At 66.8% G+C, this 14,053-nt stretch carries 13 protein-coding genes; 6 read left to right on the forward strand and 7 right to left on the reverse strand.

Going from position 1 to position 14,053, the window contains the following annotated elements; all coding sequences use genetic code 11:
* Nucleotides 1-218 precede the first annotated feature (218 nt).
* Nucleotides 219-2,099 (reverse strand): ATP-binding cassette domain-containing protein, encoded by a 1,881-nt coding sequence (locus tag WM2015_RS02720; RefSeq protein ID WP_049724598.1) that lies wholly within the window; start codon nt 2,097-2,099, stop codon nt 219-221.
* A gap of 117 nt (nt 2,100-2,216) precedes the next feature.
* Between WM2015_RS02720 and WM2015_RS02725 the strand changes: the two genes are divergently transcribed.
* The 4 genes from WM2015_RS02725 to WM2015_RS02740 all read left to right on the forward strand — a co-directional run bounded on the left by WM2015_RS02725 (nt 2,217) and on the right by WM2015_RS02740 (nt 5,796).
* Nucleotides 2,217-2,924: a M48 family metallopeptidase gene (locus WM2015_RS02725; protein ID WP_049724599.1), complete on the forward strand. Its 708-nt coding sequence runs from the start codon at nt 2,217-2,219 to the stop codon at nt 2,922-2,924.
* Between the two features lie 48 nt (nt 2,925-2,972).
* Entirely contained in the window at nt 2,973-4,121 is a 1,149-nt protein-coding gene (locus WM2015_RS02730) for a dicarboxylate/amino acid:cation symporter (protein ID WP_049724600.1), read from the forward strand.
* Nucleotides 4,122-4,166: 45 nt separating this feature from the next.
* Complete coding sequence (locus WM2015_RS02735) at nt 4,167-4,517, forward strand: cold-shock protein (protein ID WP_049724601.1); 351 nt, start codon at nt 4,167-4,169, stop codon at nt 4,515-4,517.
* Between the two features lie 184 nt (nt 4,518-4,701).
* The gene (locus WM2015_RS02740) at nt 4,702-5,796 is read left to right on the forward strand and encodes an alpha/beta hydrolase family protein (protein ID WP_049724602.1); all 1,095 of its coding nucleotides are present in this window, start codon (nt 4,702-4,704) and stop codon (nt 5,794-5,796) included.
* 110 nt (nt 5,797-5,906) lie between these two features.
* On the opposite strand, the gene WM2015_RS02745 is transcribed toward WM2015_RS02740, so the two are convergent.
* From WM2015_RS02745 to queD, 4 genes are all read right to left on the reverse strand, one after another.
* Nucleotides 5,907-6,446: a protein tyrosine phosphatase family protein gene (locus WM2015_RS02745; protein ID WP_049724603.1), complete on the reverse strand. Its 540-nt coding sequence runs from the start codon at nt 6,444-6,446 to the stop codon at nt 5,907-5,909.
* Between the two features lie 118 nt (nt 6,447-6,564).
* The gene (locus WM2015_RS02750) at nt 6,565-8,586 is read right to left on the reverse strand and encodes a sodium-translocating pyrophosphatase (protein ID WP_049724604.1); all 2,022 of its coding nucleotides are present in this window, start codon (nt 8,584-8,586) and stop codon (nt 6,565-6,567) included.
* A 119-nt stretch (nt 8,587-8,705) separates the two neighbouring features.
* Nucleotides 8,706-9,293, reverse strand: a complete 588-nt coding sequence (locus WM2015_RS02755) for a phosphatase PAP2 family protein (RefSeq protein WP_049724605.1) — start codon at nt 9,291-9,293, stop codon at nt 8,706-8,708.
* A 97-nt stretch (nt 9,294-9,390) separates the two neighbouring features.
* Nucleotides 9,391-9,747 (reverse strand): 6-carboxytetrahydropterin synthase QueD, encoded by a 357-nt coding sequence (gene queD, locus WM2015_RS02760; RefSeq protein WP_049724606.1) that lies wholly within the window; start codon nt 9,745-9,747, stop codon nt 9,391-9,393.
* 106 nt (nt 9,748-9,853) lie between these two features.
* Between queD and WM2015_RS02765 the strand changes: the two genes are divergently transcribed.
* Nucleotides 9,854-10,384, forward strand: coding sequence for a hypothetical protein (locus WM2015_RS02765; protein ID WP_049724607.1), 531 nt, complete (start codon nt 9,854-9,856; stop codon nt 10,382-10,384).
* 7 nt (nt 10,385-10,391) lie between these two features.
* Here WM2015_RS02765 and WM2015_RS02770 read toward each other — a convergent pair whose 3' ends face one another.
* Entirely contained in the window at nt 10,392-11,549 is a 1,158-nt protein-coding gene (locus tag WM2015_RS02770; protein WP_049724608.1) for a class I SAM-dependent methyltransferase, read from the reverse strand.
* 128 nt (nt 11,550-11,677) lie between these two features.
* Between WM2015_RS02770 and WM2015_RS02775 the strand changes: the two genes are divergently transcribed.
* Complete coding sequence (locus WM2015_RS02775) at nt 11,678-12,604, forward strand: class I SAM-dependent methyltransferase (RefSeq protein ID WP_049724609.1); 927 nt, start codon at nt 11,678-11,680, stop codon at nt 12,602-12,604.
* Between the two features lie 548 nt (nt 12,605-13,152).
* Here WM2015_RS02775 and prmA read toward each other — a convergent pair.
* On the reverse strand, nt 13,153-14,043 hold the full coding sequence (gene prmA, locus WM2015_RS02780) for a 50S ribosomal protein L11 methyltransferase (RefSeq protein ID WP_049724610.1): 891 nt from the start codon (nt 14,041-14,043) through the stop codon (nt 13,153-13,155).
* Between the last annotated feature and the right edge of the window lie 10 nt (nt 14,044-14,053).

Here is a 14,053-nt window from a genome sequence, read left to right on the forward strand (position 1 = left end):
GATTCCAACGGGGCTCACAAGCGCGTCCGTCGCCTTGCCCCGCCTTGTTCACCACCCGTTCGTTGCGAGGCGCTGCCAGGTTCTGTAGCCGCGGCGTTTCGCGACCGAGCGCACCGGAGGCGTACTCGCCGGTACGGTGAGGATGTGCGACCGAGCGAAACGCCGCGGATGCTGGGCCTGGTGGTGTCGCAGTAGAACGGGTGATGAATAAGGGGGGGTTACTCGGCTTCCGCCGCATCGAGCGCTTCCTGGGCTTCCATCCAGTCGTTCTCCAGGCCCTCGAGGCGCTGCCGCCATTCGCTCTGTTTCGTCAGGACCTCGGCCAGCTCCCCGGCGCGCTCGGCCTCGTACAGGCCGGCATCGGCAAGGGTCCTTTCCAGTTCGGCCACGCGCTGGCTGGCCTCGTCGACCTGGCGGGTGAGTTTCTCGACCCGGTTCTTCAGGGGACGCAGACGTTCGCGGCGTTCGGCTTGATTGCGTCGGGTCTCGCGGCGTTCGTTACCGCCCTGGCGATCCTCCTTCTCCGGCGCATTGCGTTCGCTCAGCCAGCGCCGATAGTCGGACAGGTCGCCGTCGAAGGGGCGGACCTGGCCATCGGCCACCAGCCAGTAGGCCTCGACGGTGCTGGTGAGCAGATGGCGATCGTGAGAGACCGTCACCACCGCACCCTCGAAGCCCTGCAGGGCCACGGTCAGGGCATGGCGCATGTCCAGATCGAGGTGGTTGGTCGGCTCGTCGAGGAGCAGCAGGTTGGGACCCTGCCAGACCAGCAGGGCCAGCACCAATCGGGCTTTCTCGCCGCCGGACAGCGGCGCGACCGGGCCGGTGGCCTGGTCGCCATGAAAATCGAAGCCGCCCAGGTAATCGCGGAGGGACTGTTCGCTGGCCTCGGGCGCCAGGCGCTGCAGATGCAGCAAGGGGCTGGCCTGCCCGTCGAGCTGCTCGAGCTGATGCTGGGCGAAGTAGCCGATCTGCAGGCCGCGGCTGCTCGTCAGGCGCCCGTCCAGCGGCGGCAGCTCACCGGCCAGGGCGCGAACCAGGGTCGACTTGCCCGCACCGTTGAGGCCGAGCAGGCCGATCCGGTCGCCGGGTGCCAGGCTCAAGGACACGCCTTCGAGCACGCGCTTCGAACCGTATCCCAGGCTGACCTGGTCGAGGCTGAGGAGCGGATTCGCCGCCTTGGGCGGCGGGGGGAACTCGAAATGGAAGGGTGAGTCGGCGTGCGCCGGTGCCACCTGTTCCATCCGCTCCAGGGCCTTGATGCGGCTCTGCGCGGCCTTTGCCTTGCTGGCCTTGGCCCGGAAGCGGTCGATGAAGCTCTGCATGTGGGCGATCTCGCGCTGCTGCTTCTCGAAGCGCGCCTGCTGGTGGGCGAGGCGCTCGGCGCGCAGGCGCTCGAAGTCGCTGTAGCCGCCGGTGTAGGCCACCAGGCGCCGATGCTCGATGTGCAGCACCGAGTCGACGACCTGATCGAGGAAATCCCGGTCGTGCGAGATGATGATCAGGGTGCCGGCGTAGCGCTTCAGCCAGTCTTCCAGCCAGACCACGGTCTCGAGATCCAGGTGGTTGGTCGGCTCGTCGAGCATCAGCAGGTCCGAGGGGCACATCAGGGCGCGGGCCAGGGACAGGCGGATGCGCCAGCCGCCCGAAAAGTCTCCCACCGGCTTGCGATGCTCCTCGGGCTTGAAGCCCAGGCCGTTGAGCAGGCTGCCGGCGCGGGCGGCGGCGGTGTAGCCACCGGCCTCGTCGAGCTCGGCATGCGCCTGGGCGATGGCCTCGCCGTCGCCCTCGGCCTCGGTCCGGCGCACGCGGGCCTCGGCGTCGCGCAGGCGCCGGTCCCCATCGATCACGTAGTCGAGCGCCGGTCGGTCGAGCTCCTTGATCTCCTGGGCCATCGCGGCCAGGGTCCAGGCAGCGGGAATGCGGACGTCGCCATCGTCAGCCGCTAGCTGCCCCTGCAGCAGGGCGAACAGGCTGCTCTTGCCACAGCCGTTCGGGCCGATCAGGCCGACCTTGTGGCCCGGGAAGATCGTCGCTTCGGCGTGCTCCAGCAGCGCCTCGGGGCCGTGGCGCAGGGTCAGGTCGCTGATCTGGATCATCGCTCGGGTGACGGTTCCGGGGCCTTGGGGCGGTGGGCGCCGGTCGGGCTCGACCGGCTCAGCTGCTATTATCGCAGAAGTTCTCAATCACACTCGAGGGACACCGCGCTGAGCTCCTTGCCCTACACCTTGCGGGTGCACCCGCGCGCGCGCCGGGTCAAGCTGCGCGTGGACGAGCGGGGCGAGCTGCTGGTCACCGTCCCGCGTGCCTTCGATACGCGTCGTCTGCCGGAACTCATCGATGAGCGTCGGCACTGGATCGAGTCGGTTCGCCGTCGTCAGGCGAGCCTGCGTGCCGGTCTCGACGAGGCCCTGCAGGGGCCGCGCCCGGCACGTATCGAATTGCCCGCGCTCGACGAATGCTGGCGGGTCGACTACCGTTCGGGCCGCGGTGAGCGTCTGACGCTGCAGAGCGCGTCGGGCCGACTACGTTTCACCCTGCCGTCCACGGATCCCGACGAGCTCGATGCCCGGGTGCGGGCGCGGCTGCGCGACTGGCTGCGTGCCCGCGCTCGTGAAGCCCTGGCGCCGCAGGTCGACGACCTGGCCCGCGAGCACGGTTTCCGCTACCGTTCGATCGGCATCCGCAATCAACGCTCGCGCTGGGGCAGCTGTTCGGCCGCCGGCCGCCTGTCGCTCAATGCGCGCGTGCTGTTCGCCTCACCGGAGGCCTGCCGCTACGTGCTGGTGCACGAACTGGTGCACACCCGTCACCTCGACCATTCGCCGGCCTTCTGGGCCCGCGTGGCCGAGATCGATCCCGACTACCGGGCGCACATGCGCCAGCTCGACCGGGTCTGGCGCCAGCTGCCGGACTGGGTCTGATCCACGGTTCCCACTGCCATGACCCACTGAAATCACAGGACAACAAGCATGCAACTCATCCTCAAACTCGCGGCCGGCATCCTGGCCGGTATCCTGCTCGGTCTGTTCGCGCCCGACGTGCTGATCCGCCTGCTGCTGACCTTCAAGGAGCTGTTCGGCCAGCTGCTGTTCTTCACCATTCCGCTGCTGATCCTGTTCTACATCACCGCCGGGATCGCCGGCCTGCCCAAGGCCTCGGGCCACCTGCTCGGCCGCACCGTCGGCACGGCCTACCTGTCGACCATCCTGGCCGGTACCCTGGCCTTCCTGATCGCGGCCCTCGTCGTGCCCTTCCTCGCCACCGAGGGTGGGGCACCGCCGCCGGAGGCTTCGGAAGCGCTGGCGCCATTCATCGAAATGAACATCCCGCCGGTGCTGGGCATCATGAGCGCCCTGGCCACGGCCTTCATCTTCGGCCTGGGGATTTCCGCGACCGGCGCCGGCACGCTCAAGACCTTCTTCGAGGAAGGTCGCGATGTGATCGAAGTGCTGCTGGTCAAGCTCATCATCCCGCTGCTGCCCTTCTACATCGCCGGCGTGTTCGCCGAACTGGCCGCCGCCGGTACCGTCTTCGAGACCCTGAAGACCTTCGGCGTGGTGCTGCTGCTCTCCGTGGCCCTGCACTGGGTCTGGCTGTCGGTGCTCTACACGATCGCGGGCCTGCGGGCCGGCCGTTCGCCGCTGTCCCTGCTCAAGAACATGCTGCCGGCCTACGTGACCGCCCTGGGCACGATGTCCAGCGCCGCCACGATCCCGGTCACCCTGAAGTCGGCTCGCGCCAACGAGATCCGCGAAGACATCGCCAGCTTCACGATCCCGCTCTGCGCCACGGTCCATCTGTCGGGTTCGACGATCACGATCGTGTCCTGTGCGGTCGCGGTCATGGTGCTGACCGAAGCCCTGGCCATTCCCTCCCTGCTGACCATGCTGCCCTTCATCATGATGCTCGGTCTGGTCATGCTCGCCGCCCCCGGCGTGCCGGGCGGTGCCGTGATGTCGGCGGTCGGCCTGCTCGGCACCATGCTCGGCTTCAGCGAAACCGCCGTGGCCCTGATGATCGCCCTCTACATGGCCCAGGACAGCTTCGGTACGGCCTGTAACGTCACCGGTGACGGAGCCATCGCGGTGATGGTGGATGCGGCGGCCGGTGGGGATTAGATCCGGGCTGCCGTCTGGCAGATCTCTTATTTCGAGGAGGACAGAATGACGAAGATCAATCTCATGGCTTTGCTCTTGTTCGTCGGCGGACTCGCTGGAGGGCCGGCCCAGGCTCAGGGGCAGCTGCAAGCTCCGTCGACCCATTCGACGTGGCTCGTCATGGCGCAGGCGCCTTGCAGCCGGGAGCGCGGGCACGTGAAGTGGTTCGATGCCGGACGAGGCTATGGCATCATCACCCCCCACCGTTGTCCTTCCGAACCCTGTCATGAAGTCCAGGTGCATCACTCGGACCTCCGCAGCAGCGCCGGCCTGACCGAGGGGCAGGAGGTCTGCTACTCCCTGGGTGAACGGTCCGGTTTGCCCTATGCCTACGATGTGGTGGTGATCGCCTGGTAGAGGTTTCGAGACGGCAGCCAGGCGCGCGAAGCGCCTCGGCGCCATGATCCTGAGCGGCGGGCGATCGCTCCTGCCTGGCCCTTGCTGAACGCTGACGGGCTGCGACGTTTTTCCATCCCCGGACGTCTTGACCCTGGGCGAGCCGTGAGGCTCGTCCCAGGCGTCAACCGATTTCGGGGTAAGCATGAACGATCGCATTCTCACCAGACTGAGCGCTGGGCTCCTGGGCATTCTGCTGAGCCTGTATCCGTGGGGCCAGGCCCGTTCCGAGGTGCCGGAGCTTGTCACCGAACGCTACGAGTTCGAGCTCGGAGGCCAGCGTCTGGTCGGCCTGCTGGATCGGCCGACGCGACCCATGGCGACCGTGATCATCGTGCACGGCTATGGCGAGACGCGCGTGCTGGAGCAGAACGCCTGGTTCGCCCTGCGCAGCTTCTTTGCCGGCCTGGGCCTCAATGTGCTGCTCTGGGACAAGCCCGGTTGCGGAGAAAGCGACGGCGAGTTCGACATCAACCAGTCGGTGGCAAGCAGTGCGGAGGAAGTGCTGGCTGCCGCACGTTCGCTTCGCAGGCGCGCGATTCCCGGCAGCGAAGTGATCGGGCTCTGGGGCATCAGTCGCGCCGGCTGGATCGCGCCCTTGGCGATGCAGGCGGATCCGGACCTTGCGTTCTGGATTTCCGTCAGCGGGACCGACGACCGGGAGAACGCCCGCTATCTGCTCGAGCAGAACTGGCGCATCGAAGGGCGGAGCGAGGAGGAAATCGGGATGCTGCTCGACGAATGGCAGCAGGGCTTCGACACGGTCTGGCAGGGTGGCAGTTACCGCGACTACCTGGCGGCCACTCGTCGTCTTCGCGAGGACCCCTTCATGCAGTTCATGGGCTGGGCGGAAGCGGTGTCGGAAGCCGGTTTCCTGGCCTACCAGTCGAAATTCGAAGATGGGACCTTCCTGGTCGATCGCGACTCCGGATTGCAGGTCTACGTGCCGAAGTTCCGCGCCGTGCTGAGCTCGATCGATCGACCCGTACTGGCCCTGTTCGGTGAAAAGGACACGAACGTGGACTGGCGATCGACGGCAAGCCTGTATCACGAAACCCTGGGCGAGAACCCCGCCGCCGAGCTGACGATCATCAGCTTTCCCGATGCCGATCACAACCTGCACATCGCCGAGACCGGCGGTATTCGGGAAATGCAGAGTCGAGCTGATTCTCGCTACGCGCCCGGCTTTGCCCAGGCGATGGGGGACTGGCTGATCGCCCGGGGCTTCGGTCGTCGCTGACGGCGCTCTCAGTGCCTTTGCCCCGGCCTTGCCCGATTGAACCCCGGCCCGGCTGAAATAATCGATTCAGAGGACCCTCGAACTTCGACGGTCCGCCTCCATGAAGATGCTCAGCCTTCTTCGATTTCCACGCTCAGGGGCTGGCCGAGCAGTTGCTCCATCGGCATCGGCCACCAGCCCGAGGGTGAGACGCGCTCCAGGGCTTCGTTGGGGCTCAGGCCTCTGTACTTCACCAGCCAGGCGGCGTAGACCTGGCTGGCCCGGTAGCCGGAGCCGCAGTGGAGAAGGATTCCGTTCTCGCCCGCGGCGTTCATGCGGGCATTGAACTCTTCGAGCACCGCCGGGCTGTAGGCGCCCTCGCCTCGGCCGATGCCGATCTCGTGGTAGTCGACGCCGGTGGCCGCCAGCAGCGCGGGCTCGTCGAAGTCCAGGCCCTCGACTTCCGATCGCGTCCGGAAGTTGATGACGGTCTGGATGCCTTCATCGCTCAAGGCCTGCAAGGCCGGCGCCGAGGGCTGTCCCCCGATCACGATGCGCTCTTCCACTCGATAGCTGTCGGCAAGGTAGTCGGCCAGAGCGGGCGAGGGCATGTCCTGATCGGCCAGCGCTAGGCTCGAGCAGAAGAGAAGCAGACAAAGGGCGGTGCGCATCGCGGAATTCCTTGAAGGGTGTCGTGATAAAGAGTGCACAGCTTACCCGCAGCTGATGAATGCCAAAAAAAACGCGGCCACCGAGGGCCGCGTTTTTCTCGTGCCTTGAAGCTCGTGCTTACTGGCCGAGCAGCGGGGCGATCACCAGGCTGACGATGGCCATCACGTTGATCAGGATGTTCATCGACGGACCCGAGGTGTCCTTGAGCGGGTCGCCGACCGTGTCACCGACCACATTGGCCTTGTGCGACTCGGAACCCTTGCCGCCGAAGTTGCCTTTCTCGACGTACTTCTTGGCGTTGTCCCAGGCACCGCCGGCGTTGGCCATGGTCAGGGCCAGCAGTACGGCCGAGAGCAGGGCGCCGCCGAGCATGCCGCCGAGTGCTTCGGCACCCATGCCGAAGCCGACCACGACCGGGCCGGCCACGGCCAGGCCAGCCGGCAGCAACATGCGCTTGATGGCCGAGGTGGTGGCGATGTCGACGCAGCGAGCGGCATCAGGATCCGCCTTGCCTTCGAGCAGGCCCGGGATCTCGCGGAACTGGCGACGGATCTCCTGAATCATTTCGAAGGCGGCGTTGCCGACGGCCGTCATCGTGATCGAGGCCACCAGGAACGGGAACACGCCACCGATGAACATGCCGATCAGCACGTTCGGATCGGAGATCTGCAGGGTGAAGCCGTCGATGCGATGGCTGACCTCGGCGATGTAGGCCGAGATGATGGTCAGGGCGGCCAGGGCGGCGGCGCCGATGGCGAAGCCCTTGCCGATCGCAGCGGTGGTGTTGCCCAGCTCGTCGAGGGAGTCGGTGATCTTGCGGGTCTCTTCACCCAGGCCCGCCATTTCGGCGATGCCGCCGGCGTTGTCGGCGACGGGACCGTAGGCGTCGATGGCCATGGTCATGCCGACGGTGGACAGCATGGCGACCGCAGCGATACCCACGCCATAGAGTTCGGCATTGGCGTTGGCGATGAAGATCATGAGGCAGATCGTGATGATCGGAATCACGACCGACTGCATGCCCGTCGACAGGCCGGAGATGATCACCGTGGCCGAACCGGTCTCGCCGGAGCGGGCAATGTCACGAACCGGCTTGCCGGCGGTGTAGTACTCGGTCGACAGACCGATGACCACGCCACCGACGGCACCGACCAGGGCGGCGATCCAGACGCCGTTGCTGACACCCAGGTAGCCGATCATGAAGTAGGCCAGGATGATGAAGCCGATGGCCGCCGACATGGTGCCGCCGCGCAGGGCCACTTCCGGGCTCTTGCCGGACATGGCCTTGACCACGCCGATGGCGAGGATCGAGCAGACCAGGCCCAGGGAGCTGAGCAGCAGCGGCAGGCCCATCAGGGCCGAGCCTTCGCCCAGACCTTCGACCATGCCGGTGGACGACTGCTGGACCATCACGGTGGCCAGGGCCACGGTGGCGATCATGGCGCCGCAGTAGGATTCGAAGATGTCCGAACCCATGCCGGCCACGTCACCGACGTTGTCACCGACGTTGTCGGCGATCACGCCCGGGTTGCGGGGATCGTCTTCCGGGATGCCGGCCTCGACCTTTCCGACCAGGTCAGCGCCGACGTCGGCGGCCTTGGTGAAGATGCCGCCACCGACGCGATAGAACAGAGCGACCACGCCGGCGCCCATGCCGAAGCCGTGGATGCGATGCGCGGTTTCCGGATCGGTGCCGAACAGGTAGTACAGGGTGCCCAGGCCCAGCAGGCCGAGGGACGCCAGCACCATGCCCATGACGGAACCGCCGTAGAAGGCGACGGTCAGGGCCTTGGCCGGGCCGTACTCATGCGCCGCCGAGGTCGTGCGCACGTTGGCGCGCGTGGCGGCGATCATGCCGAGGAAGCCGGCCAGGGCGGAGCAGACGGCGCCGACCAGGAAGCTGACGGCGGTCTGGATGCCGAGGCCCGACACGGCCAGCGCGGTGAAGATCACGGCCACCGACAGGGCGATCAGGATCAGTTCACGGCGCATGAAGGCCAGGGCGCCCTTCTGGATCAGGGTGGCGATCTGACTCGGCTTGCCTTCCATTGCCGGGTAGCTCATCACCACGCGGTAGAGAATGAAGGCCACGATCAGGCCTACGACCCCGAGAATCGGGGGGATCATCAACTGGTTCATCTTGTCTCCCGGAAAATGACGTCCGCTGTTGCGGTCTTATTGGACTTGCGTCGATCCGCCGGGGGAGAAACCGTGAAGTCCCCCGAACGTGATCATAAAACCGGTCAATTGTAGTGAGATCAGGCGGCGGGGGCAAATCCTGCCAGCGGTAGCAGGGCCTGGACCAGGCGGGCGAGCAGCAGCCCGATCGTGGCGCCGATCAGCACATCGCTGGGGTAGTGGAGGCCGAGCACGATCCGCGACAGGGCGATCAGCGCGACGAAGGGGATCAGGAGCGGCGCCAGCGCGGGGACTGCGCTGAGGATCAGCCAGCCGAACAGCACCGCGTGCAGGGTGTGTCCGGAGGGAAAGCTGTAGCGGTCCAGGGGCACGCCGGTGCAGACGATGCCGGGATGGCTGGCGAAGGGGCGCTCGCGCACCGTTCGGGCCTTGAGGAGCTTGTAGCAGCTCAGGCCGAGCAGGCCGCCGAACATCATCTGCAGGCTCAGCGCCAGACCGAGCTTGCCGAGAACCAGGGGCAGGGCGAGCATCAGGCCGTACCAGAGCGGACCGTCGCCCAGGCGACTGACCAGCAGGAACATCGAGCGCAGCCAGCGCTGCCGGGACCAGGCGTTGATCGGCTGGCACAGCCGCGCTTCCAGCACGTCGAGACGCTGGAAACCAGTGGTCAGGCGGGTGGCCGCGCCGAGTGGCTTTCTCGATTCCATGCCGCCAATCTGCCCGTGGTGCAAGACAGGCCGATGATGGAGGGCTGAATCTTCGATGACAGCGGGCGCCGCGGCGACGCGGGCCGGGAGTCCGAGTTCAGTCGCCCCTGTAGACGCAGCCGGAGGTGCAGGTCTCCTGGATGAGGATGGCCGACAGCGCGGGCAGTTCAGGCTTCAGTCGTTGCCAGATCCAGCGCGCGAGGTTTTCGCTGGTGGGATTCTCGAGGCCGTCGACCTCGTTGAGCAGGCGATGATCGAGCTGGTCGTGGATCGGCTGGAAGGCGCGCTTGAGATCGGCGAAGTCCATCACCCAGCCGGCGTCCTCGTCCACGGGGGCGCTGACGTGGACTTCGACGCGAAAGCTGTGGCCGTGCATGCGGCGGCACTTGTGGCCCTCGGGGACCCGGGGCAGAAAGTGGGCGGATTCGAGGGTGAAGATCTTGAACAATTCCATGCGCGAATTGTAGCCGCTGCACGTTCGAAAATCGTTGGTACAATACACGGCTCGCCGGCGCAAGGCGAGCGGCCCTCGGTGCCGCCACGATGAAAGGGAGCTAGCCATGTCTGAAGTGATCATCGAACTCGATCTGAAGCGCAAATCCGGAGTGCTCGCGGGTGCCGTGGCCGCCTTGCGCAGCCTGTCGCTCGAGTTCAAGTCCCAGCAGCTGGTCGATCACCAGGGCATTCCGCGCTTGATTCTCGTCACCGAGGGCGAACTCGAGGGCGTGGACGAATTGCTCGAAGCCTACGCTACCGCGCGCGGCGTGAGCGGCGTGGCCGATGTCCGGGTGGACGGTGCCTCGCTTCTGCACGCGCCGGCGGCACCGGAGCCCGAACCCGAACCCGAACCCGAACCCGAGCCGGCACCTCGTCGGGAAGCGGTCAGCCAGCCGGCGCCGACACCGGCACCCGCTGCGGCGCAAGCCGCTGAGCCGTCGCGGGACGAGGCCTTCGATGAAGAAGCCTTTGCCAGGGAGGCATTGAAGAACGAGGCTGCGGAAAAGCCGGCCGCGCCGGCGCGGCCGAGTCGGCCCGATCCGGAGACCGGTCTGACCCCTTCGATGATTCGTCGCCGCCGTCGTCGGCGCTGATCGCCCCCTACTTCTTCAGTTCGCAGACGACATAGAGCTCGGCCAGGCCGAGCGTGGTCATCGAGTGTTCCTGCAGTTCCGGGCTGTAGTCGACCACCGGGTCCGTGCGCAGGGCGAAGCGCCGCGGTTCGAAGCCCAGCGCCCGCAGTTCCTTTTCGAAGCCGTCCACGGTGATCGGATTCAGTTCCGTGTACCAGCGCCAGTAGTCCTCGCTCGGGGACTCCTCTCCGGCCCGATCCATGTAGCGCGGCCGGCCAGCAAGAACGCGCCGCTCGAGTTCTTCAGGCTCGATCTTCAGGTGAATCCAGGGGTCGTCGAAGAACTCGCCCAGGTGGTTGCCCACGCTGCCGTAGAACAGGCCCGGATGGGCGAAGAACAGGCCGCCCGGCCGCAGCACGCGCCGGATCTCGGCCATCGCGCGGTCATAGCCGCCGGCAATGTGTTCCAGCGAACCCCAGCTCAGTACCGCGTCGAAGTGGTCGTCGGGGAAGCTCAGGGCATTGGCGTCATCGGCCTGGAAGCGCAGATTGGGCGGGCTGATCAAGGCCTCGGGCAGATGATGTGCGCGGCAGACCTCGGCCAGTCGCTCATAGCCCTTGAACGGGTCCACGCCGACCAGTTCCTCGGGCTGCATTCTCAGCGCGATACCCAGATCGGTGATGCCGTCCCCGCAGCCGACGTCCAGTACGCGACCCTTCAGGCGTTGGTCGCGCTGGAAGAACAGGTGGATGATGGTCCGGGCGGCATGGTCGAAGTGGCGGAAGAACCAGTTGTGATCCTGACGCGCCCAGCTCAGCTCGCTGACGGGCACGGTGCCGGCGCCGGAGTGGAGTTTCCAGCTGCCGCTGTCCCATTTGGCTCGGCCTTCGAGGGTGGTCGACGCCCGTCCCCGTTCCCGGCCGCCGGCGTTGGCTTCGTCACGCAGGATCAGGGTGAGGGCCGAGCCCTCGGCCCAATCGCCGGCCTGCGGGCAATCGAGGCGGTAGCGGCCGGCGGGTAGCCAGGAGATGTCGAGCCCGGTCTGGCGCAGGAAATACTGCCATCGCTGGCCATCGGGCGCGTCGACGATCAGTTCGGCGTCGAGGTCGAAGACGATCGGCTCGTCGATCTGGAATTCGAGGCGCGGTTCCGGCGCCGCTTCGAAACGGGTCAGGGTCAGGGACACGGCTGAACACGGGGTGAGAGAATAGGCCCGGCATTATACGGGCGCGGCATCGGCGCCTTATACTTCGCGCTCGGCGATCACTGGCCTTCCGGCGTTGATGCGCCGGCGACTGAATCATGAGAGAAGCAATGACCGATACCAACTATCGCGCGGTCTGGGATCGCCGCTCGGCGGATGATCTGGCCGCCCTGGAAGCCGTGGACAACAGCGGCAGTGAAGCCGTCGCCCGGGCCACGGGTGCGCATACGGCCGACATGGTCGCCACGGCCGTCGATCTGGGCCCGGACGATGCCATCCTCGAGCTGGGCTGCGGCGCGGCGCGCATCGGGCGGGAGCTGGTCGGACGCTGCGGCCACTGGACCGGCGTGGACATCTCGCCGAACATGATCAAGGTGGCCGGTCGTCGCCTCGAAGGTCACGACAACGTGCGCCTGGAGGTGCTGGAGCGGACCAGCCTGTCGATGATCGACTCGGACAGTCTGGACAAGGCCTACTCCGTGGCCGTGCTCTGCCACATGGACAAGGAGGACCTGTTCCTCTACCTGCGCGAGATCGCGCGCACGCTCAAGTCCGGCGGCCTGGCCTACGTCGAGACCTGGAACCTGGCCGATCCGGTCGGCTGGCAGCGCTGGATGTACGAAGTCAATTTCTGGGATCGCTCCGACCATTCCGAGCGCAAGGACGTGGCCCGCAACCAGTTCTGCGTGGCCGAGGAATTCGCCCTCTACGCCGAGCGCGCCGGTCTGGACGTGCTGGTGGTCTTCCGCGATTCGCCCTGGCTGCAGATGGTGGTCGGCAAGGACCTGGACGCGGCCCGCCGCGAGCAGGAGCGCAATCGCCTGGCCGAGCAGCGCTCGAAGATCGCGCACACGCCGCTCTTCGGTCAGCTCTTCCTCGAAGCCATCCGGGTGATCTACGGCGACACCCATCCCAAGCAGTCCCTGCGTCGTCTTGACGCGATGGGCGATCGGCCGGAAGTCGGCCTGTACCGGACCCTGATCGAGGGCCTGTGGGAACAGGACCCGGATCGCTACGGCCCACCCCCCGAAGAGTAGGGGGGTGGCGGCGAGGGAGGCCGCCGTCGGGGCCGACAGGGATCGGATCGGCTGGGGTGCCTGGTGAGGGGTTCGGGGAGCCGGGTGCCCGCTGAATGTTTCTTGTTTGCTGGCTTGCAATGGTGGTTCGCGTGAGTTGGCAGTCTGTCGGATGCATGCTGTGGGGTCGGTGCCTGCTGCCGCGATCCCTGTCGGCCCCGACGGCAACCTCCCTCCCCGCTGAGAGTTTTGAGAGAAAAGAAAAGGCGGAGGAGGCGGGTGGTCTTGCGGCAGCGCAGCGCTAGCGCTTGCGATGGTTTTGCTTTTTCCCATCTCCCAATCTGCTGCATCGGGTGCGGTCTGGCGGGGCGAGGCGGGCGTGGCGCGGAGGATGGCAGTGCGCCATCAGCATCCTTCGGTCAGCAGGGAGCCATCAGAAGACCAATGAATCCAGCAGTTCCCGCCGGTCCCATTCGTGGGCACCCGGCTCCATTGAGCCATCCGAATCGACCCAGCCGATCGTCACGCCCGCCTCGAAGCGCCGGACCGTACCCGATGCTCGAACCCCTCTAACCCTCGAAGACCAGACGGACCCAGCCATCCCGTACCGCGATCGTCGGCTCGCCGAGTCGGGAGCGATAGGCGGCGGCCACGTCTTCGGCCTGGGTTTCCAGAATGCCGGAGAGGACCAGGCGGCCGCCCGGTGCCAGGCAGTCGCAGATCCGGTCGGATAGCTCGATCAGGGGACCGGCGAGGATATTGGCCAGCACGAGGCGGCAGGGCTCGGGCTGGAAATCGGCGGGGAGCAGAGCCTCGATGGCATCGGCCACGCCGTTGCGCTGGGCGTTGTCGCGGGTGGCTTCGATGGCCTGAGGGTCGTGGTCGACGCCGATCACGCGCTCGGCCCCCTGCAGGGCGGCGGCGATGGCGAGGATGCCGGAGCCGCAGCCGTAGTCGATCACGGTCTGGCCGCTCAGGTCCTGACCGTCGAGCCACTCCAGGCAGAGCGCGGTGGTGGGGTGCGTGCCGCTGCCGAAGGCGAGCCCTGGGTCGAGGCGGATCACGCGCGGCCAGGCGGGGTCGGGTTCGATGTGGTTGGGGCAGATCCACAGACCCGCTCCGAAGCGCATCGGCTGGTACTCATCCATCCAGGCGCGCACCCAGTCGCGGTCGGCCAGGCTGGCGGTCTGCAGGGCCGAGGCTTCGACCAGGACGCCGGCCGCGCTCAGCTCCGAGGCCAGGGTGTCGAGTGCGGGCGGATGGTCGAACAGGGCCTCGACCAGGACCTGGGGCCAGAGCAGGCGTTCGCCCGGGCCGGGCTCGTGGACCGGATGGTCCTCCGCATCGAGCAGGGTCACGGCCTGTGCCCCTTGTTCGAACAGGGCGTCTTCGGCCGCGTCGATCTGACTCGGTTCGAGGACCAGGCGAACGGTGTACCACTGAGTGTCGTTCTCGGACATGGAAAGGGCT

The sequence above is a fragment of the Wenzhouxiangella marina genome (assembly GCF_001187785.1).
GTDB lineage: Bacteria > Pseudomonadota > Gammaproteobacteria > Xanthomonadales > Wenzhouxiangellaceae > Wenzhouxiangella > Wenzhouxiangella marina.

What these genes read in the sequence shown, in the direction of transcription:
- WM2015_RS02745 (WP_049724603.1), bottom strand. Translation starts at nt 6,446, where the DNA reads ATGCGCACCGCCCTTTGTCTGCTTCTCTTCTGCTCGAGCCTAGCGCTG.
- queD (WP_049724606.1), bottom strand. Translation starts at nt 9,747, where the DNA reads ATGGAATTGTTCAAGATCTTCACCCTCGAATCCGCCCACTTTCTGCCC.
- WM2015_RS02775 (WP_049724609.1), top strand. Translation starts at nt 11,678, where the DNA reads ATGACCGATACCAACTATCGCGCGGTCTGGGATCGCCGCTCGGCGGAT.
- WM2015_RS02735 (WP_049724601.1), top strand. Translation starts at nt 4,167, where the DNA reads ATGACGAAGATCAATCTCATGGCTTTGCTCTTGTTCGTCGGCGGACTC.
- WM2015_RS02740 (WP_049724602.1), top strand. Translation starts at nt 4,702, where the DNA reads ATGAACGATCGCATTCTCACCAGACTGAGCGCTGGGCTCCTGGGCATT.
- WM2015_RS02765 (WP_049724607.1), top strand. Translation starts at nt 9,854, where the DNA reads ATGTCTGAAGTGATCATCGAACTCGATCTGAAGCGCAAATCCGGAGTG.
- WM2015_RS02755 (WP_049724605.1), bottom strand. Translation starts at nt 9,293, where the DNA reads ATGGAATCGAGAAAGCCACTCGGCGCGGCCACCCGCCTGACCACTGGT.
- WM2015_RS02720 (WP_049724598.1), bottom strand. Translation starts at nt 2,099, where the DNA reads ATGATCCAGATCAGCGACCTGACCCTGCGCCACGGCCCCGAGGCGCTG.
- WM2015_RS02750 (WP_049724604.1), bottom strand. Translation starts at nt 8,586, where the DNA reads ATGAACCAGTTGATGATCCCCCCGATTCTCGGGGTCGTAGGCCTGATC.
- prmA (WP_049724610.1), bottom strand. Translation starts at nt 14,043, where the DNA reads ATGTCCGAGAACGACACTCAGTGGTACACCGTTCGCCTGGTCCTCGAA.
- WM2015_RS02730 (WP_049724600.1), top strand. Translation starts at nt 2,973, where the DNA reads ATGCAACTCATCCTCAAACTCGCGGCCGGCATCCTGGCCGGTATCCTG.